This is a genomic window from Streptomyces sp. NPDC006458 (genome assembly GCF_040612135.1).
GTDB lineage: Bacteria > Actinomycetota > Actinomycetes > Streptomycetales > Streptomycetaceae > Streptomyces.
In genome coordinates, this window is the sequence record NZ_JBEXPR010000020.1 from 108,740 (window position 1) to 130,982 (window position 22,243).

Annotated in this window: 15 protein-coding genes and 2 pseudogenes; 14 read left to right on the forward strand and 3 right to left on the reverse strand. The window is 71.4% G+C overall.

Features of this window, described 5'->3' with window-relative positions:
* The first annotated feature begins 35 nt into the window (after positions 1-35).
* The 6 genes and pseudogenes from ABZZ79_RS26135 to ABZZ79_RS26160 form a co-directional block, all read left to right on the forward strand.
* Positions 36-1,283, forward strand: a complete 1,248-nt coding sequence (locus tag ABZZ79_RS26135; protein WP_356692573.1) for a spermidine/putrescine ABC transporter substrate-binding protein — start codon at positions 36-38, stop codon at positions 1,281-1,283.
* The gene (locus tag ABZZ79_RS26140; RefSeq protein ID WP_356692575.1) at positions 1,280-2,440 is read left to right on the forward strand and encodes an ABC transporter ATP-binding protein; all 1,161 of its coding nucleotides are present in this window, start codon (positions 1,280-1,282) and stop codon (positions 2,438-2,440) included. The genes ABZZ79_RS26135 and ABZZ79_RS26140 overlap by 4 nt, the downstream gene beginning before the upstream one ends.
* Complete coding sequence (locus tag ABZZ79_RS26145) at positions 2,440-3,366, forward strand: ABC transporter permease (protein ID WP_356692577.1); 927 nt, start codon at positions 2,440-2,442, stop codon at positions 3,364-3,366. Before ABZZ79_RS26140 ends, ABZZ79_RS26145 begins: the two co-directional genes overlap by 1 nt.
* A complete protein-coding gene (locus ABZZ79_RS26150; protein WP_356692580.1) occupies positions 3,367-4,167 on the forward strand; it encodes an ABC transporter permease in 801 nt (266 codons plus the stop codon).
* A 23-nt stretch (positions 4,168-4,190) separates the two neighbouring features.
* Positions 4,191-5,618 (forward strand): FAD-dependent oxidoreductase, encoded by a 1,428-nt coding sequence (locus tag ABZZ79_RS26155; RefSeq protein ID WP_356692582.1) that lies wholly within the window; start codon positions 4,191-4,193, stop codon positions 5,616-5,618.
* Positions 5,619-5,664: 46 nt separating this feature from the next.
* Positions 5,665-5,937: pseudogene (locus ABZZ79_RS26160) on the forward strand (chitinase); the annotation flags it as partial.
* On the opposite strand, the gene ABZZ79_RS26165 reads toward ABZZ79_RS26160, so the two are convergent.
* Together ABZZ79_RS26165 and gabT are read right to left on the reverse strand one after the other, a co-directional pair.
* Positions 5,876-6,472 (reverse strand): phosphatase PAP2 family protein, encoded by a 597-nt coding sequence (locus tag ABZZ79_RS26165; protein ID WP_356692584.1) that lies wholly within the window; start codon positions 6,470-6,472, stop codon positions 5,876-5,878. The pseudogene ABZZ79_RS26160 and the gene ABZZ79_RS26165 sit on opposite strands and share 62 nt — an antisense overlap.
* Positions 6,473-6,870: 398 nt before the next feature.
* Complete coding sequence (gene gabT / locus ABZZ79_RS26170) at positions 6,871-8,205, reverse strand: 4-aminobutyrate--2-oxoglutarate transaminase (RefSeq protein ID WP_356692586.1); 1,335 nt, start codon at positions 8,203-8,205, stop codon at positions 6,871-6,873.
* A gap of 258 nt (positions 8,206-8,463) precedes the next feature.
* On the opposite strand from gabT, the gene ABZZ79_RS26175 reads away from it, so the two are divergent.
* The 3 genes from ABZZ79_RS26175 (at position 8,464) to ABZZ79_RS26185 (ending at position 13,917) form a co-directional block, all read left to right on the forward strand.
* The gene (locus ABZZ79_RS26175) at positions 8,464-10,557 is read left to right on the forward strand and encodes an ATP-binding protein (protein WP_356692588.1); all 2,094 of its coding nucleotides are present in this window, start codon (positions 8,464-8,466) and stop codon (positions 10,555-10,557) included.
* 180 nt (positions 10,558-10,737) lie between these two features.
* Positions 10,738-12,345, forward strand: a complete 1,608-nt coding sequence (locus ABZZ79_RS26180) for a PucR family transcriptional regulator (protein WP_356692590.1) — start codon at positions 10,738-10,740, stop codon at positions 12,343-12,345.
* Between the two features lie 126 nt (positions 12,346-12,471).
* On the forward strand, positions 12,472-13,917 hold the full coding sequence (locus tag ABZZ79_RS26185; protein ID WP_356692592.1) for an aldehyde dehydrogenase family protein: 1,446 nt from the start codon (positions 12,472-12,474) through the stop codon (positions 13,915-13,917).
* A 245-nt stretch (positions 13,918-14,162) separates the two neighbouring features.
* Here ABZZ79_RS26185 and ABZZ79_RS26190 read toward each other — a convergent pair.
* Positions 14,163-14,339 (reverse strand): annotated as a pseudogene (locus ABZZ79_RS26190) (substrate-binding domain-containing protein); the annotation flags it as partial.
* 665 nt (positions 14,340-15,004) lie between these two features.
* Here ABZZ79_RS26190 and ABZZ79_RS26195 point away from each other — a divergent pair.
* The 5 genes from ABZZ79_RS26195 to ABZZ79_RS26215 all read left to right on the forward strand — a co-directional run bounded on the left by ABZZ79_RS26195 (position 15,005) and on the right by ABZZ79_RS26215 (position 22,222).
* Positions 15,005-16,939, forward strand: a complete 1,935-nt coding sequence (locus ABZZ79_RS26195) for an acyl-CoA dehydrogenase family protein (RefSeq protein ID WP_356692594.1) — start codon at positions 15,005-15,007, stop codon at positions 16,937-16,939.
* Between the two features lie 52 nt (positions 16,940-16,991).
* Entirely contained in the window at positions 16,992-18,248 is a 1,257-nt protein-coding gene (gene dxr, locus ABZZ79_RS26200) for a 1-deoxy-D-xylulose-5-phosphate reductoisomerase (protein ID WP_356692596.1), read from the forward strand.
* 8 nt (positions 18,249-18,256) lie between these two features.
* The gene (locus ABZZ79_RS26205; RefSeq protein ID WP_356692676.1) at positions 18,257-19,549 is read left to right on the forward strand and encodes a site-2 protease family protein; all 1,293 of its coding nucleotides are present in this window, start codon (positions 18,257-18,259) and stop codon (positions 19,547-19,549) included.
* A 181-nt stretch (positions 19,550-19,730) separates the two neighbouring features.
* Positions 19,731-20,888 (forward strand): flavodoxin-dependent (E)-4-hydroxy-3-methylbut-2-enyl-diphosphate synthase, encoded by a 1,158-nt coding sequence (gene ispG / locus ABZZ79_RS26210; RefSeq protein WP_356692598.1) that lies wholly within the window; start codon positions 19,731-19,733, stop codon positions 20,886-20,888.
* Positions 20,889-21,373: 485 nt separating this feature from the next.
* Positions 21,374-22,222 carry a GNAT family N-acetyltransferase gene (locus ABZZ79_RS26215; protein ID WP_356692600.1) on the forward strand — a complete coding sequence of 283 codons (849 nt, stop codon included), beginning with the start codon at positions 21,374-21,376 and terminating at the stop codon, positions 22,220-22,222.
* Positions 22,223-22,243 lie beyond the last annotated feature (21 nt).

Below are 22,243 nucleotides of genomic sequence, written 5' to 3' on the forward strand. Positions count from 1 at the left end.
ACGGCCGACAGACCTCCCGAAAGGGCACCAAGCGCATGGAGCAGTACGAGCCCGACCGCCTCTCCGCGGCCCAGGTGGCCGCCATGCGGCGCAGCTTCCGCAACGGCAGGGCCTCCCTCACCCGCCGGTCCCTGCTGCGCGCCTCCGCGGGTGGCGCGCTCGCGATCGGCGGTGCGGCGGCCCTGAGCGGCTGCGGCATCCCCGCCGCCGGCAGGACACAGGGCGGTGAGTCCGCCGACGACCGCTCGGCGAAGGAGAAGACCGTCAACTTCTCCAACTGGACCGAGTACATGGACGTGGACGAGAGCGAGAAGCACCACCCCACGCTCGACCGGTTCACCGAGCGGACCGGTATCAAGGTCAAGTACACCGAGGACATCAACGACAACGTCGAGTTCTTCGGCAAGATCAAGCCGCAGCTCGCCGCCGGTCAGGACACCGGGCGCGACATCATCGTGCTCACCGACTGGCTCGCAGCCCGGCTGATCCGCCTCGGCTGGGCGCAGAAGCTGGACCCGTCGAACCTGCCGCACGCCTACGCCAACCTCTCCCCCCAGTTCCGCTCGCCGGACTGGGACCCGGGCCGCGCCTACTCCTATGTGTGGCAGGGCATCTCCACGGTCATCGCGTACAACAAGAAGGCGCTGGACGGCGTCGAGGTGAAGTCGGTCTCCGACCTGCTGGACAACCCCAAGCTCAAGGGCCGGGTCGGTTTCCTGTCGGAGATGCGGGACAGCATCGGCATGACGCTGCTCGACATGGGCAAGGACCCGGGCGGCTTCACCGCCGACGACTACGACGCGGCCATCGCCCGCCTTCAGAAGGCCGTCGACAAGGGCCAGATCCGCCGCTTCACCGGCAACGACTACACCTCGGACCTGACCAGCGGTGACTTCGCCGCCTGTGTCGCCTGGGCCGGGGACGTCGTCCAGCTCAAGGCGGACAGCCCGGACATCGACTTCCTCATCCCGGACAGCGGATACATCACGTCGACCGACAACATGCTGATACCCAACAAGGCCCGGCACAAGGCGAACGCCGAGCGGCTCATCGACTACTACTACGAGCCGAAGGCGGCCGCCGAGCTGGCCGCGTACATCAACTACGTCTGTCCGGTCGACGGCGTGAAGGAAGAACTGGCGAAGATCGACGAGGACGCGGCGAACAACCCGCTGATCATCCCCGACAAGGCCATGGCGAAGAAGTCCCGCGCCTTCCGCTCGCTGAGCTCGAAGGAAGAGACCGAATTCGAACTTAAGTTCGCGAAGCTGACGGGGGCGTGATCGACGTGACCACCAAGAACGACAACACCGGTGACGTCCGCCTCACCGGCATCAGCAAGACGTACGCCAACGGCTTCACCGCCGTACAGCCGCTCGACCTGACCGTCCCGCAGGGCTCGTTCTTCGCCCTGCTCGGTGCCTCCGGCTGCGGCAAGACCACCACCCTGCGCATGATCGCGGGCCTGGAGGAGCCGACCACCGGCACGGTCTTCCTCGGCGACCAGGACGTCACGCGCCTGCCGCCGTACAAGCGGCCGGTCAACACGGTCTTCCAGTCCTACGCCCTCTTCCCGCACCTCGACATCTTCGAGAACGTCGCCTTCGGCCTGCGCCGGCGCGGCATCAAGAGCGTGAAGAAGCAGGTCGGGGAGATGCTGGAGCTGGTCCAGCTCGGCGAGCAGGCGCGCAAGAAGCCGCACCAGCTCTCCGGCGGCCAGCAGCAGCGCGTCGCGGTCGCCCGCGCACTGATCAACCACCCCAAGGTGCTGCTCCTCGACGAGCCGCTCGGCGCCCTCGACCTCAAGCTGCGCCGCCAGATGCAGCTGGAGCTCAAGCGCATCCAGACCGAGGTCGGCATCACCTTCGTGCACGTCACGCACGACCAGGAGGAGGCCATGACGATGGCCGACACGGTCGCCGTGATGAACGCGGGCCGGGTCGAGCAGCTCGGCGCCCCCGCCGACCTGTACGAGAACCCGAGGACCACCTTCGTGGCGAACTTCCTCGGCACCTCCAACCTCATCGAGGCCGAGGTCGACTCCCGCAGCGGCGACGAGATCGTCCTCAGGGCCGGCGGCGGCAAGCTCGTCCTGCCCGCCGGGCGCGGTACGGCGCCCACCGCGACGGGCGGCAAAGTACTGGTCGGGGTGCGCCCGGAGAAGATCTCCCTCGCGCACGCCGACGACGCGGGCGAGATCCCCGACGGCCGCAACCGCATCACCGGCAAGATCGCCGACGCGTCGTTCATCGGCGTATCCACGCAGTTCGTCATCGACAGCCCGGTCTGCCCCGAGCTCTCGGTCTACGTCCAGAACGTCGACCGCGACACCCGGCTGGTGCCCGGCGCGGACGTCGTCCTGCACTGGAACCCGGCGCACACCTTCGGACTGGACGCGGCGCAGAGCATCGACGCGGGCGTCCAGGAAGAGGCGGTCTGATGGCGACGGTCACCGAGGCGCCGCCCCTGGCGCCCGCCCCCGAGCAGAAGAAGCCCCCGCGCAAGCGGGGCCGCTGGACGCCCTACCTCCTGCTGCTGCCCGGACTCGCCTGGCTGGTGGTGTTCTTCGCGCTGCCGATGGTCTACCAGGCGTCGACCTCCGTGCAGACCGGCTCCCTGGAGGAGGGCTATGAGGTCACCTGGCACCTCGCCACCTACTGGGACGCGCTGACCGACTACTACCCGCAGTTCCTGCGCTCGGTGCTGTACGCGGGCTCGGCGACGGTCCTGTGTCTGCTGCTGGGCTACCCGCTGGCGTATCTGATCGCCTTCCGCGCGGGCCGCTGGCGGAACCTGATCATGATCCTGGTGATCGCGCCGTTCTTCACCAGCTTCCTGATCCGCACCCTGGCCTGGAAGACGATCCTCGCGGACAGCGGTCCGGTCGTCGGCGCACTCAACTCGCTGCACGTCCTGGACGTCACCAGCTGGCTCGGCCTGACCGCGGGCGACCGGGTGCTGGCCACCCCGCTCGCGGTGGTGTGCGGTCTGACCTACAACTTCCTGCCGTTCATGATCCTGCCGCTGTACACCTCGCTGGAGCGCATCGACCCCCGTCTGCACGAGGCGGCGGGCGACCTGTACGCGCGGCCGGCCACCACCTTCCGCAGGGTCACCTTCCCGCTGTCGATGCCGGGTGTCGTCTCGGGCACGCTGCTGACCTTCATCCCGGCCGCCGGCGACTACGTCAACGCCGATCTGCTCGGCTCCACGGACACCCGCATGATCGGCAATGTGATCCAGACGCAGTTCCTGCGCATCCTGGACTATCCGACGGCGGCCGCGCTCTCCTTCATCCTGATGTTCGCGATCCTCATCATGGTGTCGCTCTACATCCGTAAGTCCGGCACGGAGGATCTGGTTTAAATGGCCTTCGTCAACTGGCTCAGGCGCCACTTCGTCGTCATCGCGGGCCTGATCACGCTCGGTTATCTGCTGCTGCCCAACATCGTCGTGACGGTGTTCTCCTTCAACGACCCGAAGGGCCGCTTCAACTACCAGTGGCAGCAGTTCTCCACCGAGGCCTGGACCGACCCGTGCGGTGTGGCGGGGATGTGCGACTCGCTCACCCTCAGCCTCCAGATCGCCTTCTGGTCGACGCTGGGCGCCACCGCCCTCGGCACGATGATCGCCTTCGCGCTGGTCCGCTACCGCTTCCGGGCTCGCGGAGCGGTCAACTCGCTGATCTTCATGCCGATGGCGATGCCCGAGGTCGTCATGGCCGCGTCGCTGCTCACCCTGTTCCTCAACATGGGCGTCCAGCTGGGCTTCTGGACGATCCTGATCGCCCACATCATGTTCTGCCTCAGCTTCGTCGTGACGGCCGTCAAGGCCCGCGTCATGTCGATGGACCCGAAGCTGGAGCAGGCCGCGCAGGACCTCTACGCCGGCCCGTTCCAGACCTTCGTCAGGGTCACCCTGCCCATCGCGGCACCCGGAATCGCCGCGGGCGCGCTGCTCGCCTTCGCGCTCTCCTTCGACGATTTCATCATCACCAATTTCAACGCGGGTTCGACCGTCACCTTCCCCATGTTCGTCTGGGGCTCGGCCCAGCGCGGTACGCCCGTCCAGATCAATGTCATCGGTACGGCCATGTTCGTCATCGCCGTACTGCTCGTCCTGGCCTCCATGGTCATCAGTAATCGCCGTAACAAGCAAAAGGCGTAAAGCCCTTGTAGGGAGTTGAAATCATGGCCCCGAGCGCCATGAGCCGTGGCAGTCACTGGACAAAGGCACTCATCGACGCCCAGCCGGTCCCGTACTGGCTGGACGACCCCGGCAGGCCCCGCCCCGAGCCCGCGCTGACCGGCGCCGAGACCTGCGACCTGCTGGTCGTGGGCGGCGGTTACAGCGGGCTGTGGACCGCGCTCCTGGCCAAGGAGCGCGACCCGCAGGCGGACGTCGTACTGCTGGAAGGCCGCGAGGTGGGCTGGGCCGCCTCGGGCCGCAACGGCGGCTTCTGCGCCGCCTCCCTCACGCACGGCCTGCCCAACGGGCTCGCCCGCTGGCCGGACGAGATCCACCGGCTCCAGGAGCTGGGCGCCCGCAATCTCGACGAGATCGAGACGGCGGTCGCCCGCTACGGCCTGGACTGCGAGTTCGAGCGCACCGGCGAGATCGACGTGGCGACCGAGACGTACCAGGCGTGGGAACTGCGCGACTGGTACGAGGAGATGCGGCGCGAGGGGCTCGCCGAGGGCGTGGAGTTCCTCGACGCCGACGCGGTGCGCGAGCAGGTCGACTCGCCGACCTTCCAGGCCGGCCTGTACGACCGGCGCGGGGTGGCCATGCTCAACCCGGCCAAGCTGGTGTGGGGCCTGAAGCGGGCCTGCGTCGAACTCGGCGTCCGGGTCTACGAGCACACGCCCGCGCTGACGCTGAAGCCGTACGGCGCCGGGATGGCGGTGCGCACCCCGTACGGCCAGGTGCGCGCCCGCAAGGTGGCGCTGGGCACCAACATCTTCCCCAACCTGGTGAAACGGGTGCGCTCGTTCACCGTGCCGGTCTACGACTACGCCCTGATGACCGAGCCGCTCGACCAGGCGCGGCTGGACTCCATCGGCTGGCGGAACCGGCAGGGGCTCGGGGACAGCGCCAACCAGTTCCACTACTTCCGGCTCAGCGCCGACAACCGCATCCTGTGGGGCGGTTACGACGCGGTCTATCCGTACGGCGGGCGGGTGCGGGCCGAGTACGACGACCGGCCGGAGACCTACGCCAAGCTCGCCGAGCACTTCTTCACCTGCTTCCCGCAGCTGGAGGGGGCGCGGTTCACGCACGCCTGGGGCGGTGCCATCGACACCTGTTCCCGCTTCTCGGCGTTCTTCGGCACCGCCCACCGGGGCAAGGTGGCCTACGCGGCGGGCTACACGGGTCTCGGCGTCGGCGCGACCCGGTTCGGCGCCGAGGTGATGCTGGACCTGCTGGCGGGGGAGCGCACCGAGCGCACCGAGCTCCAGATGGTCCGGCGCAAGCCGCTGCCTTTCCCGCCGGAGCCGTTCGCCTGGACCGGCATCGCCCTGACCAAGTGGTCGCTCGCCCGCGCGGACGCGCACGGCGGGCGGCGCAATCTGTGGCTGCGGGCGATGGACAGGCTGGGGCTGGGCTTCGACAGCTGACCGTTGACCACCGTCACCCGAAAGCGGGGCGCGAAAGCCGCGTCTCCCCGTGGCGGGCGACGCGGACAACGTCTTCCCGCCGCTGCGCCCGGACCAGGTCGCGATCGGCATGCCGGCGTCGACGAACGCGGGCAACGGCCATGTGGCCCCCGCCGAGGTCGGGAAGACCCTGGACTGCCTGACGAAGAAGACCAACTGCGGCTCGTACACCACCCACGGCACCTGGCCCGCGCTGCGCGGCCTGATGACCTGGTCGGTCAACTGGGACCGCTACTCGAACTGGGAGTTCCAGCGGACGTTCGACGGCTACTTCGGCTGACCATGGCGACGTAGGCGGTCAGCAGCACCGCCGACAGGCACCAACTGGCCACGACGTCCAGTGGCCAGTGGTAGCCGCGGCGGACGAGCCCGTAGGACACGCCGAGGACGAGCGCGGCGTACACCGCCACGATCACGCGTCGCAGGAGCGGGGAGGAGGCCCAGGGAAGGAGGAGCAGGGCGGCCGCGCCGTAGGCGACGGCCGCCGTCGCCGTGTGGCCGGACGGGAAGTAGCCGGTGCCCGGCGGCACGGTCGGTGCGATGGCCGGGGTGCCCGGCCGGTCGGTCAGCTCCTTGACCGGGACGACCAGCGCGGGCACCAGCACCATCAGCAGCGTGGCCCAGGCGGCGGGCCACCACCAGCGGTCCGCACCGGCGAGCCGCGACAGCCGGCCCGAGTACACCGCCGCCACGGCGAGCACGGGAACCGCGATGTGCGCGCTGCCGAGGTCGGAGAGTGTCTCGGAGAACCGGTCGGGCTGCACCAGCGCCCGGCTGAGCCGTTCGTCCAGCCCCACCAGTGGGCCGTCAGCCACCACCTGCCAGGTGATCAGCCCGAAGGCGACAGCCGGGAGCAGGAGAAGAAGGAAAAAGGTCGGCCACCCCGGAACAGGGGGGGTGGTTCCGGGGCGGCCGAACGGATCGGAACGCCGCGCGCCCCGGGGGGTCTGGGGCGGGCGACCGTCCGATCGGTGAGGAGATCCGGAGCCAGAGGCCCCGTCTGTGTGCGCGAGGGCACGACCAGGTCGAAGCTGGGGAGGCCCCGGCCTGGGATCGCCCGTGGTGCCCCACGAGCGAGGTGTATCTCTCATCTGGGAAGAACCTACGTCAGGGGGCGGGGCCGGCACAGCAGGAATGGCGTCCTGCCATCTACCCCGCACACCTTCTTCACACGTCTGCCGCAGGCGCCCCTTCAGAGGTGCGGACCACCTGCTCAGATGCGCGCGAACGCCTGCTCGATGAGGTCGAGACCCTCGTTCAGCAGGTCGTCGCCGATGACCAGCGGCGGCAGGAAGCGCAGCACGTTGCCGTAGGTGCCACAGGTCAGGACCAGCAGGCCCTCGGCGTGGCAGGCCTTGGCGAGCGCGGCGGTCGCCTCCGGGTTCGGCTCCTTGGTCGAGCGGTCCTTGACCAGCTCGATGGCGATCATGGCGCCACGGCCGCGGATGTCGCCGATGATGTCGAACTTCTCGGCCATCGCGCCGAGGCGCGCCTTCATCACGGCCTCGATGTTCTTCGCCTTGGCGTTGAGGTCCAGCTCCTTCATCGTCTCGATGGAGCCGAGCGCACCGGCGCAGGCCACCGGGTTGCCGCCGTAGGTGCCGCCCAGGCCCCCGGCGTGCGCGGCGTCCATGATCTCGGCGCGGCCGGTCACCGCGGCCAGCGGCAGACCGCCGGCGATGCCCTTGGCGGTGGTGATCAGGTCGGGGACGATGCCCTCGTCCTCGCAGGCGAACCACTGGCCGGTGCGGCAGAAGCCGGACTGGATCTCGTCGGCGACGAAGACGATGCCGTTGTCGTTGGCGTACTTCACGATCGCCGGCAGGAAGCCCTTGGCCGGCTCGATGAAGCCGCCCTCACCGAGCACCGGCTCGATGATGATCGCGGCGATGTTCTCCGCGCCGACCTGCTTGGTCATCTGGTCGATGGCCTGGGCGGCGGCCTCGGGGCCGGCGTTCTCGGCACCGGTCGGCCAGCGGTAGCCGTAGGCCAACGGGACGCGGTAGACCTCGGGCGCGAACGGGCCGAAGCCGTTCTTGTACGGCATGTTCTTCGCCGTCAGCGCCATCGTCAGGTTCGTACGGCCGTGGTAGCCGTGATCGAAGACGACGACGGCCTGGCGCTTGGTGTACGCGCGGGCGATCTTGACGGCGTTCTCGACGGCCTCGGCACCGGAGTTGAACAGCGCGGACTTCTTGACGTGGTCACCCGGGGTGAGCTCGGCGAGGGCCTCGGCGACCTCCACATAGCCCTCGTAGGGGGTGACCATGAAACAGGTGTGGGTGAAGTCGGCGAGCTGGGCGCTCGCACGGCGTACGACGGCCTCGGCCGAGGCGCCCACGGAGGTCACGGCGATGCCGGAACCGAAGTCGATCAGGCGGTTGCCGTCGACGTCCTCGATGATGCCGCCGCCGGCGCGCGCCGTGAACACGGGCAGCACCGAGCCCACACCCTGCGCGACCGTCGCGACACGGCGGGCCTGAAGCTCCTGCGACTTCGGGCCGGGGATGGCGGTGACGACGCGGCGCTCCTGCGGAAGTGCGGTCATGAGGGCTCCTGTGGGTCTTACGGACGTCTTACGGACGCTTTCCTTCTTTTGTCGCAGGCTAGGCCCGGTGGTGAGGGGTGGGCATGCTCCATGTGGGCGTCTTCGCGTGTCGCGGTTGTCCGCCGTGGACATAGCCGCGCGCCCGCACGCGGGAAGGCCGACTGGCGCGTCCCCGCCGCGTACCGGTGAACTCCCCGTGGGAGAGCGTTAGATTGACCGCTGACGACGGACCGCACGGCTGGTCAGGGGGCAAGGGCGATGGACGGCGACGGGACCCAGGACGCACGGGGCACACAGGCGGGCCCGGTGCCGCGTCCGGCGGGTCCCCCGGACATGCCCGCGGCACCGCCGATGCCCGCGGCCCCGCCCCGGCGGGACGGCTCCGCCTTCCTGTCGTGGCTGCGGGCGCCGCGCCCCGAGGCGGCGCCCGGCGTATGGCGCTTCGGGCACCGGCCGCGCGCCGCGGAGGAACCCGAGGAGGTGCCCGCCCGCCAGCTCCTCGGCGGCGCGCTGATCGCCTTCCTGGTCGGCTGGCTGCTGTGGTCCCTGCTGCAGAACGGCTACCTCGGCGGCTGGTGGATCCTGCCGCTGGAACTGCTCGTCCCCGACTCCTGGCTCGGCAGCGACAGCCGGATCGGCAACGCCCTGCTCTACAACGGCTACACCCTCCTCGTCGCCCTGGCGATCATGGTCGGTGTGGGCCGGCTCGGCCGCTGGGGCGACGTCTGGCGCCGCTTCGTCGCCCCGCGGCTGCGCCGCGGTGAGCCGGACCGGCCCGCCCCCGCCCCCGAGGACGACCCCGCCGCCTGGCCGCAGCTGCGCGCCGCCGGGGCCGTCGACGCCGCCGAGCGGCTCGCGGCGGAGGCACGCGGCGGGCTCATGCGGGACGTCGACCACGCCCGGATCGCCCGCGCCTGGCAGGGCGTACGCACCGGCCGCTTCCCCCTTTCCACGTTCACCGCAGCGGTCCTCCAGGACGGCTCCGCCGCCTGTCCGCACCCCTCCGGCGAGCGCGACCTGCCGGCCCGGCACGCCCGCCACGACCTGGTCACCGGCCAGGTACGCCTCGGCACGACCGCCGACGACCCGCGCAACCCCTACTCCTACCGGGGCGCCGGCCTCGGACTCGGCCCCGACCTGCTCGGCACCTCGCTCGTCGCCGTCGGCCCGGCCGGGTCCGGCAAGACCGGCAGCCTGGTCCGGCCGCTCACCGAGTCGCTGTGCCTGCACGCGCTGGCCGGACGCGCGGCCGTCGTCGTGGTCGGCGCCGCGGGCGCGGGGCTCGGCCCGGCCGACGCGTTCGACGTGGTCGTCCGCGTCGGGAACGCCGACTCCGTCTACGACCTCGACCTCTACGGCGGCACCACCGACCCGGACGAGGCGGCCGCCATACTGGCCGAGGCCCTGGTCGGGGACCTCGACGACGTCCGCCGCGCGACCACCGTGCTCGCCCGGCTGCTCGGCCCCTTCCGGGCCGTGCACGGCCGCTTCCCCGGAGTCCCCGAGCTGCGCCGCCTGCTCGACGGGGATCTCGGTCCGATCGCCGAGCTGCGCCAGGCCCTGCGGGAGTCGGGGCAGGAATCGCTGCTGCGGGAGCTCGACGCGCGCGAACGGCAGCTCGGGCAGCCGGGCGACCCGGGCGGCGCCCTCGCCGACCGGATCGCGCTGCTCGACCGCCCCGCCTTCGCGGGCTTCTTCGACACCTCGGGCCTGTCCCGGCCCTTCTCCCTCAAGGCCCTCGACCACCCGGTCCGGGTCCGGGTCGATCTGCCCGAGCGTGGCCACGCCGACGCCTCGCGCATGCTGGCCCGGCTGGTGCTGGCCCAGTTCACGGCGAGCGTGACCGTACGCGAGGACCGGTCGCTGTTCGCGTGCCTGGTGCTGGACGACGCCACCGGGGTCGTCACCCCCGAGGCCGTGCGCGGCATCCAGCGGCTGCGGTCGTCCAACGCCGGAGTCGTGCTGACCCTGCGCACCCTCGACGATGTCCCGCGTCCGCTGCGCGGCCCCCTGCTCGGCGCCACCGGCTGCCGGATGGCCCTGTCCGGGCTCACCCCGTGGGACGGGCAGGACTTCGCCGAGGTCTGGGGCAAGGAATGGACCGAGGCCCGGGACGTCACCGACCGCCAGATCATCGCCGAGACCCCGGCCGGCAAGGCCGTGCACATGCTGCGCCGGGTGATCACCGGCAAGGCGCCCACCGCCCGCGCCGTCACCGTCCGCCAGGTCGAACGGGAGCGCTGGTCGGCGTCGGAGCTGGCCCACGGGGTGCCCCCCGGGCACGCCGTGCTGTCGCTCACGACGGTGAAGGGGGAGCACGCGCCGCCGCTGCTGGTGGAGCTCCGGAACTGAGGGTGTACGGCTGGGGCCCGACCGTACGGTGAGGCAGAATCGACCCAGGCCGTTCATACGTGGCGGCCAAATGATCAGGCCGCTCTCCCCGGCCTGCCGATCCGCCTCGGCAGGCTTCCCCCGATCCTGTCCCGCCGCTTCCCGTCTGTCCGGTCCCGCCGCTCCCCGTCTGAAGGCCCCATGCTCCCCACGCTCGCCTCGCTCGTCCACCACTCCGCGCTCAAGCTGACCGTGCGGGCGGGCGAGGACCGTCTGGACGTGCCCGTGCGCTGGGCGCACGTCAGCGAACTCGCCGACCCCGTGCCCTACATGGAGGGCGGCGAACTGCTGCTGGTCACCGCGCTGAAGCTGGACGCCGAGGACCCCGAGACCATGCGCCGCTACGTGCGGCGGCTGGCCGGCGCGGGAGTCGTCGGACTCGGCTTCGCGGTCGGCGTCAACTACGACGAGATCCCCGAGGCCCTGGTCGACGCCTGCGCGCGGGAAGGGCTGCCGCTCCTGGAGGTGCCCCGGCGCACCCCGTTCCTCGCCATCACCAAGGCCGTCTCCGCGGCCATCGCCGCCGACCAGTACCGGGCGGTCACCGCGGGCTTCGCCGCCCAGCGCGAACTGACCCGGCAGGCGCTCGGGGCCGGCCCCGAAGGGCTGCTCGCCGTCCTCGCCGCCCAGGTCGACGGCTGGGCCGCGCTCTACGACGCCTCCGGTGCCGTCGTCGCCGCCGCGCCGGAGTGGGCGGGCCGCCGCGCCGGCCGGCTCACCGCCGACGTGGAACGGCTGCGCGAGCGGCCCGCGCCCGCCAGCTCCGTGGTCGGCGGGCCCGAGCACGAGGACCGCGTCGAACTGCACACCATCGGCACCGGCCGCCGCCCCCGCGCGGCCCTCGCCGTCGGCACCGCCGCCGCCCTCGGCACGGCCGAGCGCTACGCCCTGCACTCGGCCATCGCCCTGCTCACCCTCACCACCGAACGCTCCCGCTCGCTGCAGGCCGCCGAGCAGCGCATCGGCGCGGCCGTGCTGCGCATGCTGCTCGCCGGGGAGCCCGACCACGCCCGCGCGGTCGCGGGGGATCTGTACGGGGAGCTGCTGGACGCCCCGTTCCGGGTCGTCCTCGCCGAGTGTGTGGCGGCCACGGCCGAGCGCGCCGAGGCCCTCGGCGCGCTCGCCGAGCTGGTGGAGTCCGCGACGGCCCGCTCCGGCGAGCCCGTGCTGGTGGTGCCGGAGGGGGAGCGGCTGGTGGTGCTGGCCGCCGACGGCGGCGCGGCGGTGGCCGCGTGCGCGCAGTACGCCGCCGCCCGCGAGGCCGCGCGCGAGCAGCCGGGCCGCGCGGGAGCCGCCGTGCGCGAGATCGTGCCCGGCGAGGACGACGAGCTGGTCGTCGGGCTGTCCGCGCCCGTCGGGCCGATCGCCGCGGCCGCCGCCTACAAGCAGGCCGAGCAGGCCCTGTCGGTGGCGCGCAGACGCGGCCGCGTCCTCGTCGAGCACGAGCAGCTCGCCGCCGGGTCCGTGCTGCCGCTGCTGGCCGACGACGCCGTGAAGGCGTTCGCCGACGGGCTGCTGCGGCCGCTGTACGAGCACGACGCCACCGGCCGCGGCGACCTCGTCGCCTCCCTGCGGGCCTGGCTGTCCCGGCACGGACAGTGGGACGCGGCCGCCGCCGACCTCGGCGTGCACCGCCACACCCTGCGCTACCGGATGCGGCGCGTCGAGGAGATCCTCGGCCGCTCCCTGGACGATCCGGACGTACGGATGGAGCTGTGGCTGGCCCTGAAGGCCACGGCCCCCGAGTAGAAGTCCAAAGCGGCGCACCCCGGACGCCCACTGCTACGAATCGGACAACCCCGCCGCCCGCGCCCCGCACCTACGGTGGTCCAGGTAACCCCCACCAGACCTCTACGCGGAAGGGCCGGGACTCGAATGACCGCCACCCATGCCTTCTGGCTCGCCGGCCGTCAGGCCACCGGCACGGACACCTTCGACGTGACGAACCCCTTCGACGGCCGTGTCGTCGCCCAGGTCAGCGTGCCGACCGAGGCCCAGGTCGAAGAGGCCGTCGCCGCCGCGCACGCGGTGGTCGACGAGTTCGCCGCCACCCCGGCCCACGTACGCGCCGCCGCCCTCGACCACGTCTCCAGGCGGCTGGCCGAGCGCACCGAGGAGATCGCCCAGCTGATCTCCGCCGAGAACGGCAAGCCGATCAAGTGGGCCCGCGGCGAGGTCGGCCGTGCCGTCTCCGTCTTCCGCTTCGCGGCCGAGGAGGCCCGCCGCTTCAACGGCGGCGAGGTCCAGCGCCTGGACACCGACGCGGGCGGCGTCGGCCGCCTGGGCCTGACCCGCCGTTTCCCCAAGGGCGTGGTTCTCGGCATCGCGCCGTTCAACTTCCCGCTGAACCTGTGCGCCCACAAGATCGCCCCGGCCATCGCCGTGGGCGCGCCGATCATCCTCAAGCCCGCCCCGGCCACCCCGCTGTCCGGCCTGATCCTCGGTGAGCTGCTCGCCGAGACGGACCTGCCGGCCGGATCCTGGTCCGTGCTGCCGGTGCTCAACGAGGCGATGCCCGCCCTGGTCCAGGACGAGCGCCTGCCGGTCATCTCCTTCACCGGCTCGGACAAGGTCGGCTACGCCATCCAGCAGTCCGTGCCGCACAAGCACTGCACGCTGGAGCTGGGCGGCAACGCCGCGGCCGTCGTCCTCGGCGACTGGTCCTCCGAGGCGGACCTCGACTGGGCGGCGACCCGGATCGCCACCTTCTCCAACTACCAGGCCGGCCAGTCCTGCATCTCCGTACAGCGCGTGATCGCCGACGCCTCCGTCTACGACCGTCTGGCCGAGAAGGTCGTCGCGGCCGTCGAGGCGCAGGTCACCGGCGACCCGGCCGCGGACTCCACCGACGTGGGCCCGCTGGTCAGCGAGGACGCCGCCCGGCGCGTGGAGTCCTGGGTGAACGAGGCCGTCCAGGCCGGTGCCAAGCTGCTCACCGGCGGCACCCGCGAGGGCGCCACCTACGCCCCGACCGTGCTCGCCGAGCTGCCCGAGGGCGTCACCCTCGCCGGCGAGGAGGTCTTCGGCCCGGTCCTGAGCCTGCACAGGGTGGACGGCGAGGCCGAGGCGTTCGCCGCGGTCAACGACTCCAAGTTCGGCCTCCAGGCGGGCGTGTTCACCCACGACCTCCAGACGGCCTTCCGCGCCCACCGCGCCCTGGAGGTCGGCGGTGTGATCGTCGGCGACGTGCCCTCCTACCGCGCCGACCAGATGCCGTACGGCGGCGTCAAGCAGTCCGGCGTCGGCCGCGAGGGCGTCCGGTACGCGATGGACGACTACACGTACGAGCGCGTCCTGGTGCTGACCGGCCTCGCCCTGTGAGGTCGGACGTACTGACCGGCCTCGCTCTCTGAGGTCACACCTCACGGCAGACCACGGCCGGAGCCCGAACTGTGCGGGGGCTCCGGCCGTCGCCGTGTCGCGTGGCGAAGAGGCCCGGCACCGGTGCACTTCCGCTGCCGGGCCCCTTCCCGCGGCTTCCTCCGGAGGGGTGCAGACATGGGGGTGCCCGGGCATGGGCATCGATGACGAGAAGGGGCAGCGCTTCCGGGGGAAGTGACAGTGCGTCAGGACGCGAAGGGCGCCGGTCCCGAACTGGCCCGGATCGTCAACTCGGGCGCGATCAGTATGACTTCGTCGTCGATGCGCCCCTCCAGCTTGGCCACCAGCCGCTGCACGGCATGCCTGCCCATCTCCTGTGCGGGGATCGCGACGGACGTCAGCCGCACCGACGCCTGGACGGCGGACGGCCCCTGGCGGGCTGGCCGAGGCCGGATCGCCCTCCGCCGGACTGGCTCTCGCCGTGTCGGCCTCCGCCCGGCGAGTCGACCCCTGCGGGGCGTTGGGACGGCCGCTGCCGAATCGGCCCCCGCCGGGTTGGCCACCATCAGGATGGCCCCCGCCGGGACGGCCTCCCTCGGGACGGTCCCCGCCGGGACGGTCCCCGCCGGCACGGCCTTCACCGAGGTGGTGTCCGCGAGGCGTGGTCGTCCGGGAGACGGCCCCGGGCGAGGTGGTGTCCGCGAGGCGTCGTTGTCCTGGAGGCGGGCCCGAGGCGGTGTCCGCGAGGCGTGGTTGCCCTGGAGGCGGCCCTCGCCCAAACGGCCCGCCCAGACACCCCCGCGCAGACACCCCCGCCCAGGCGTCCTCCGCTCGGGAGCGCCTCGCCACCCCGGCCCCGTCCACCCGCACCCGTCCGGCCCAAGCCGACCGCCCCGGCGTCGCGGGGGTGGGGCGGCGGGGTCGCCACAGGTCGGCGCCCCCGGGCGCCGCAGCGTATAGCGTCGACATCGGGGCGGCGGCTGCGCGAGGGCTGGTGGGGGCGTCCCGTTTCAGGTACATACGTTCCGGTAGCACCGATCGGTAACGCACGGTTTCCAAGATCCCTCCTCGCGGCGAGGTGAGCCTCATGACCGCAACAACGCCCCCACGCACCGTCACCGAACGTGAGGCCCGCCAGGTGGCGGAGGCGGCCCGGGAACAGGACTGGCGCAAGCCGAGCTTCGCCAAGGAACTGTTCCTCGGGCGCTTCCGCCTCGACCTCATCCACCCCCACCCCCTGCCCGCCCACGACGACGTCCAGCGCGGCGAGGAGTTCCTCGCCAAACTGCGCGACTTCTGCGAGACGGACATCGACCCGGCGGTCATCGAGCGCGACGCCCGCATCCCCGACGCGGTGATCAACGGGCTCAAGGAGCTCGGCGCGCTCGGCATGAAGATCGACCCGAAGTACGGCGGCCTCGGCCTCACCCAGGTCTACTACAACAAGGCCCTCGCCCTCGTCGGCTCCGTCAGCCCGGCCGTCGGCGCCCTGCTCAGCGCCCATCAGTCCATCGGCGTGCCCCAGCCGCTGAAGATGTTCGGCACCCAGGAACAGAAGGACGCCTTCCTGCCGCGCTGCGCCCGCACCGACATCTCCGCGTTCCTGCTCACCGAGCCCGACGTCGGCTCCGACCCCGCACGCCTTGCCACCACCGCCGTACCCGACGGCGACGACAGCTACGTCCTCGACGGCGTCAAGCTGTGGACCACCAACGGCGTCATCGCCGACCTCCTCGTCGTCATGGCCCGGGTCCCGAAGTCCGAGGGCCACAAGGGCGGTATCACCGCGTTCGTCGTGGAGGCCGCCTCCGAGGGCATCACCGTCGAGAACCGCAACGCCTTCATGGGCCTGCGCGGCATCGAGAACGGCGTCACCCGCTTCCACCAGGTCCGCGTACCCGCGGGCAACCGCATCGGCCCCGAGGGCTCGGGCCTGAAGATCGCCCTGACCACCCTCAACACCGGACGGCTGTCCCTGCCCGCGATGTGCGTGGGCGCCGGCAAGTGGGCCCTGAAGATCGCCCGCGAGTGGTCCGCGGTCCGCGAGCAGTGGGGCAGGCCCGTCGCCCAGCACGAGGCGGTCGGCGCCAAGATCAGTTTCATCGCGGCCACCACCTTCGCCCTGGAAGCCGTCCTGGACCTGTCCTCGCAGATGGCCGACGAGGACCGCAACGACATCCGCATCGAGGCCGCCCTCGCCAAGCTCTACGGCTCCGAGATGGCCTGTCTCATGGCCGACGAACTGGTCCAAATCCGCGGCGGCCGCGGCTTCGAGACCGCCGAGTCCCTCCGGGCACGCGGCGAGCGCGCCGTCCCCGCCGAGCAGATACTGCGCGACCTGCGGATCAACCGCATCTTCGAAGGCTCCACCGAGATCATGCACCTGCTCATCGCACGCGAGGCCGTCGACGCCCACCTCAGCGTCGCCGGCGACCTCATCGACCCCGACAAATCCCTCTCCGACAAGGCCAGAGCGGGCGCGAACGCCGGCCTCTTCTACGCCAAATGGCTGCCCAGACTGGTCGCGGGCCCCGGCCAGCTGCCCGTCTCCTACGGCGACTTCCGCCACGAGACCGACCTCTCCGGCCACCTGCGCTACGTCGAGCGCCACGCCCGGAAACTCGCCCGTTCCACCTTCTACGGCATGTCCCGGTGGCAGGGCCGCATGGAGACCAAGCAGGGCTTCCTCGGCCGGATCGTCGACATCGGCGCCGAACTCTTCGCCATGAGCGCCGCCTGCGTCCGCGCCGAACTCCTGCGCAGCCGCGACGACCACGGCCCCGAGGCCTACCGGCTCGCCGACGCCTTCTGCCGCCAGGCCCGCATCCGTGTGGACGAACTCTTCGAGCGGCTGTGGACCAACACCGACGACAACGACCGCAAGGTCGTCAGAGCCGTCCTCGACGGCAGCTACGAGTGGCTGGAACAGGGCATCGTCGACCCGTCCGGCGACGGCCCGTGGATCGCCGACGCCACCCCCGGCCCCGCGACCCGGGAGAACGTCCATCGCTCGATCCGCTGAGCCCCCACCCCATGAGCACATCCGGCGCCCGAGTACGGCAAGAATGGGGGGCATGAGCGACAGCCCAGCCCCCCTCGCCGACCCGCACCTCGTCTTCGACCCCGTCGCGGGAGACGGCCCCAAGGACGTGGTCGTCCTCGGGTCCACCGGCTCGATCGGCACGCAGGCCATCGACCTGGTCCTGCGCAACCCCGACCGCTTCCGGGTGACCGCCCTGTCCGCCAACGGCGGCCGGGTCGCCCTGCTCGCCGAGCAGGCCCGCCGCCTGCGGGTGAACACCGTGGCGGTGGCCCGCGAGGACGTCGTGCCGGACCTGCGCGAGGCACTGGCCGCCGAGTACGGCGCGGGCGAGCCGCTCCCCGAGATCCTGACGGGCCCGGACGCGGCCACCCACGTCGCCGCGTCCGACTGCCACACCGTCCTGAACGGCATCACCGGCTCCATCGGCCTCGCCCCGACCCTCGCCGCCCTGGAGGCGGGCCGCACCCTCGCGCTCGCCAACAAGGAGTCGCTCATCGTCGGCGGCCCGCTGGTCAAGGAGCGCGCCAAGCCCGGCCAGATCATCCCGGTCGACTCCGAGCACGCCGCCCTCTTCCAGGCCCTCGCCGCAGGCACCCGCGCCGACGTCCGCAAACTCGTCGTCACCGCCTCCGGCGGCCCCTTCCGCGGCCGTACGAAGGAACAGCTCGCGCACGTCACCGTCGAGGACGCCCTCGCCCACCCCACCTGGGCCATGGGACCGGTGATCACGATCAACTCGTCGACCCTGGTCAACAAGGGCCTGGAGGTCATCGAGGCGCACCTGCTCTACGACATTCCCTTCGACCGCATTGAGGTCGTCGTCCACCCCCAGTCGTATGTTCACTCGATGGTGGAGTTCACGGACGGATCGACCCTGGCGCAGGCCACGCCCCCCGACATGCGTGGCCCCATCGCCATCGGCCTGGGCTGGCCCGAGCGCGTGCCCGACGCCGCGCCCGCGTTCGACTGGAGCACGGCCTCGACGTGGGAGTTCTTCCCGCTCGACAACGAGGCCTTCCCGTCGGTGAACCTCGCCCGGCACGTGGGCGAGCTCGCGGGCACCGCCCCGGCGGTGTTCAATGCCGCCAACGAGGAGTGCGTGGAGGCCTTCCGGGCCGGTGCGCTGCCCTTCAACGGGATCATGGAGACCGTCACCCGGGTCGTCGAGGAGCACGGCACCCCGAGGACGGGAACTTCACTGACCGTGTCGGACGTCCTCGAAGCGGAGACCTGGGCCCGCGCACGCGCCCGGGAACTGACGGCACAGACGGCGGAGGCCCGTGCATGACGACCCTGATGTTCATCCTCGGCATAGTGGTCTTCGCGGTCGGCCTGCTCTTCTCGATCGCGTGGCACGAGCTGGGCCACCTGTCCACGGCCAAGATGTTCGGCATCCGCGTGCCGCAGTACATGGTCGGCTTCGGCCCGACCATCTGGTCGAGAAACAAGGGCGAGACCGAGTACGGCGTCAAGGCGATCCCGTTCGGCGGCTACATCCGCATGATCGGCATGTTCCCGCCCGGCCCCGACGGCAGGCTGGAGGCCCGCTCCACGTCCCCGTGGCGCGGCATGATCGAGGACGCGCGCTCGGCCGCCTTCGAGGAGCTCAAGCCGGGTGACGAGACCCGCCTCTTCTACACGCGCAAGCCGTGGAAGCGGGTCATCGTGATGTTCGCGGGCCCCTTCATGAACCTGATCCTGGCCTTCGGACTGTTCCTCACCGTTCTGATGGGCTTCGGCATCACCCAGCAGACCACCACCGTCAGCTCGGTCTCCCCCTGCGTCATCGCGCAGAGCGAGAAGCGCGACGAGTGCCAGAAGGCCGACCCCGCCTCCCCGGCCTCGGCCGCGGGCATGAAGGCCGGCGACAAGATCGTCGCCTTCGACGGCACCAGGACCGACGACTGGAACACCCTCTCCGACCGCATCCGCGAGAGCGCGGGCAAGGACGTGGCGATCGTCGTCGACCGCGACGGCCGCGAGGTCACTCTGCACGCGAAGATCGCCACCAACCTGGTCGCCAAGAAGGACTCCGCCGGGACCTACGTCCAGGGCGAGTACATCAAGGCGGGCTTCCTCGGCTTCAGCGCCGCCGAGGGCGTCGTCACCCTGGGCTTCGGCGACTCCGTGACCTGGATGGGCGACCGCGTCGGCGACGCGGCGGACTCCCTGGTCGCCCTGCCCTCCAAGATCCCCGCCCTGTGGGACGCCGCCTTCGGCGACGGCCCGCGCGAGCCGGACTCCCCGATGGGCATCGTCGGCGCGGCCCGCGTCGGCGGCGAGATCGCCACCCTCGACATCCCGGCCTCCCAGCAGCTCGCGATGTTCGTCTTCCTGCTGGCCGGGTTCAACCTCTCCCTGTTCCTGTTCAACATGCTCCCGTTGCTCCCCCTGGACGGCGGCCACATCGCCGGCGCCCTCTGGGAGTCGCTGCGCCGCACCATCGCCAAGGCCCTGCGCCGCCCCGACCCCGGCCCCTTCGACGTGGCGAAGCTGATGCCGGTCGCCTACGTGGTCGCCGGAGTCTTCGTCTGCTTCACCCTGCTGGTCCTGGTGGCGGACGTGGTCAACCCGGTGCGCATCTCGTAGGAAAGAGGCAGGACACCCGCAGTTCACGGCGGCCGGGCACCCTGGGTGTCCGGCCGCATTCCATCGAGTGGTTTACCGGTGTGATGTGATCGGCGCGGGCCGCGTGCCGTAATCTCGAAGCCTGGAGCCCGCCGCAGATACGGGTCCGGACCTTGATCCACGACTTGGGGTTGCACAGCAGATGACTGCGATTTCTCTCGGCATGCCGTCCGTTCCGACCAAGCTCGCCGAGCGCCGGAAGAGCCGGCAGATCCAGGTCGGTTCCGTGGCGGTCGGCGGGGACGCCCCCGTTTCGGTCCAGTCGATGACGACGACCCGTACGTCCGACATCGGCGCCACGCTCCAGCAGATCGCCGAGCTGACCGCGTCCGGCTGCCAGATCGTCCGGGTCGCCTGTCCCACCCAGGACGACGCCGACGCGCTCGCGACCATCGCCCGCAAGTCGCAGATCCCGGTGATCGCCGACATCCACTTCCAGCCCAAGTACGTGTTCGCCGCGATCGAGGCGGGCTGCGCCGCGGTCCGCGTCAACCCGGGCAACATCAAGAAGTTCGACGACCAGGTCAAGGAGATCGCCAAGGCCGCCAACGACCACGGCACTCCGATCCGCATCGGCGTCAACGCGGGCTCGCTGGACCAGCGTCTGCTCCAGAAGTACGGCAAGGCCACCCCGGAGGCCCTCGTCGAGTCCGCCCTGTGGGAGGCGTCCCTCTTCGAGGAGCACGACTTCCGCGACATCAAGATCTCGGTCAAGCACAACGACCCGGTCGTGATGATCGAGGCCTACCGCCAGCTCGCCGCCCAGTCCGACTACCCCCTCCACCTCGGCGTCACCGAGGCGGGCCCCGCCTTCCAGGGCACCATCAAGTCGGCCGTCGCCTTCGGCGCACTGCTCTCCCAGGGCATCGGCGACACCATCCGCGTCTCGCTGAGCGCGCCGCCCGCCGAGGAGGTCAAGGTCGGCATCCAGATCCTGGAGTCCCTCAACCTCAAGCAGCGCGGCCTGGAGATCGTCTCCTGCCCGTCCTGCGGCCGCGCCCAGGTCGACGTCTACAAGCTGGCCGAAGAGGTCACCGCCGGCCTCACCGGCATGGAGGTCCCGCTCCGCGTCGCCGTCATGGGCTGCGTCGTCAACGGCCCCGGCGAGGCCCGCGAGGCCGACCTCGGCGTCGCCTCCGGCAACGGCAAGGGCCAGATCTTCGTCAAGGGCGAGGTCATCAAGACCGTCCCCGAGTCCAAGATCGTGGAGACCCTGATCGAAGAGGCCATGAAGCTGGCCGAGCAGATGGAGGCCGACGGAACCCCCTCGGGCGAGCCCTCGGTCTCGGTAGCAGGCTGACTCCCTGAGCCACCCCCGGCCCCCCAGGGGCGCGCGAGCCGAAGTGGGGGCGCGGGGAGCGGCGCAAAATCCGCCACGAACGGCAAGCGGCCGCCAGCCCGCAACGCCCCGACTGCCCCAGGGGCGCGGGGAACGGCGCGACCAGCCCCGACGAACGGCAAGTCGCCACGAGCCCGCACCCCCGACCACCCCAGGGGTGCGGGGAACGGCGCGACCAGCCCCGACGAACGGAATGCCGCCAACGATCCGCAGCCCCCGAGCCGAAGTGGGGGCGCGGGGAACGGCGCAAAATCCCCGACGATCGGCAAGCGGCCGCCAGCCCGCACCCCCCGACCACCCAAGGGGCGCGGGGAACGGCGCGACCAGCCACGACGGCACGCAAAGTCGCCAACGCACAACAGCCCCCCAAACCGGACGGCGCACTGCCCAGCCCGCGCAGCTATAGTGCGGAGGATCAGCAGCAACCCCAGCGTGAGGCCCCGCACGTGTTGACCCAGACCACCTCCCGGGTCCTCGAACCGAGTGACCTGGACGCCGCGCTCACCGTGCTCGACACGGACCCCGTCGCGAACGCCTTCGTCACCTCCCGGGTCCGGATCGCCGGCCTGGACCCCTGGCGCCTCGGCGGCGAGATGTGGGGCTGGTACGAGGACGGCATGCTCACGTCCCTCTGCTACGCGGGCGCCAACCTCGTCCCCATCTGCGCCACCCCGCGCGCGATCCGCGCCTTCGCCGACCGCGCCCGCCGGGCCGGCCGCCGCTGCTCCTCGATCGTCGGCCCCGCCGAGCCCACCGCCGAACTGTGGCGCCTGCTCGAACCGCACTGGGGTCCGGCCCGCGACGTACGGTCCAAACAGCCGCTGATGGTCACCGACCGCATGCCCGCCGACATCGCCCCGGACCCCGGTGTCCGGCGCGTCCGCAAGGACGAGATGGAGACGATCATGCCGGCCTGCGTGGCCATGTTCACCGAGGAGGTCGGCGTCTCCCCGCTGGCCGGCGACGGCGGGCTCCTCTACCAGGCCCGCGTCGCCGAGCTCGTCGGCACCGGCCGCTCCTTCGCCCGCGTCGACGACCAGGGCAAGGTCGTGTTCAAGGCGGAGATCGGCGCCGCCACGGAACGCGCCTGCCAGATCCAGGGCGTCTGGGTCGCCCCCGAGTACCGCGGCAAGGGCCTCGCGGCCCCCGGTATGGCGGCGGTCCTCCGGTACGCCCTCGCGGACGTGGCCCCCATGGTCAGCCTGTACGTCAACGACTTCAACACGGCGGCGAGAAGGACGTACAGGCGGGTGGGCTTCGACGAAGTGGGTGCGTTCATGAGCGTGCTGTTCTAGAGGATCACCCCCTGTAGGCTC

Bases quoted from the DNA above. Each gene is read 5' to 3' on its own strand.
- ABZZ79_RS26135 (WP_356692573.1), top strand. From the start codon at position 36: ATGGAGCAGTACGAGCCCGACCGCCTCTCCGCGGCCCAGGTGGCCGCC.
- ABZZ79_RS26145 (WP_356692577.1), top strand. From the start codon at position 2,440: ATGGCGACGGTCACCGAGGCGCCGCCCCTGGCGCCCGCCCCCGAGCAG.
- ABZZ79_RS26150 (WP_356692580.1), top strand. From the start codon at position 3,367: ATGGCCTTCGTCAACTGGCTCAGGCGCCACTTCGTCGTCATCGCGGGC.
- ABZZ79_RS26155 (WP_356692582.1), top strand. From the start codon at position 4,191: ATGGCCCCGAGCGCCATGAGCCGTGGCAGTCACTGGACAAAGGCACTC.
- gabT (WP_356692586.1), bottom strand. From the start codon at position 8,205: ATGACCGCACTTCCGCAGGAGCGCCGCGTCGTCACCGCCATCCCCGGC.
- ABZZ79_RS26175 (WP_356692588.1), top strand. From the start codon at position 8,464: ATGGACGGCGACGGGACCCAGGACGCACGGGGCACACAGGCGGGCCCG.
- ABZZ79_RS26180 (WP_356692590.1), top strand. From the start codon at position 10,738: ATGCTCCCCACGCTCGCCTCGCTCGTCCACCACTCCGCGCTCAAGCTG.
- ABZZ79_RS26185 (WP_356692592.1), top strand. From the start codon at position 12,472: ATGACCGCCACCCATGCCTTCTGGCTCGCCGGCCGTCAGGCCACCGGC.
- ABZZ79_RS26195 (WP_356692594.1), top strand. From the start codon at position 15,005: ATGACCGCAACAACGCCCCCACGCACCGTCACCGAACGTGAGGCCCGC.
- dxr (WP_356692596.1), top strand. From the start codon at position 16,992: ATGAGCGACAGCCCAGCCCCCCTCGCCGACCCGCACCTCGTCTTCGAC.
- ABZZ79_RS26205 (WP_356692676.1), top strand. From the start codon at position 18,257: ATGTTCATCCTCGGCATAGTGGTCTTCGCGGTCGGCCTGCTCTTCTCG.
- ispG (WP_356692598.1), top strand. From the start codon at position 19,731: ATGACTGCGATTTCTCTCGGCATGCCGTCCGTTCCGACCAAGCTCGCC.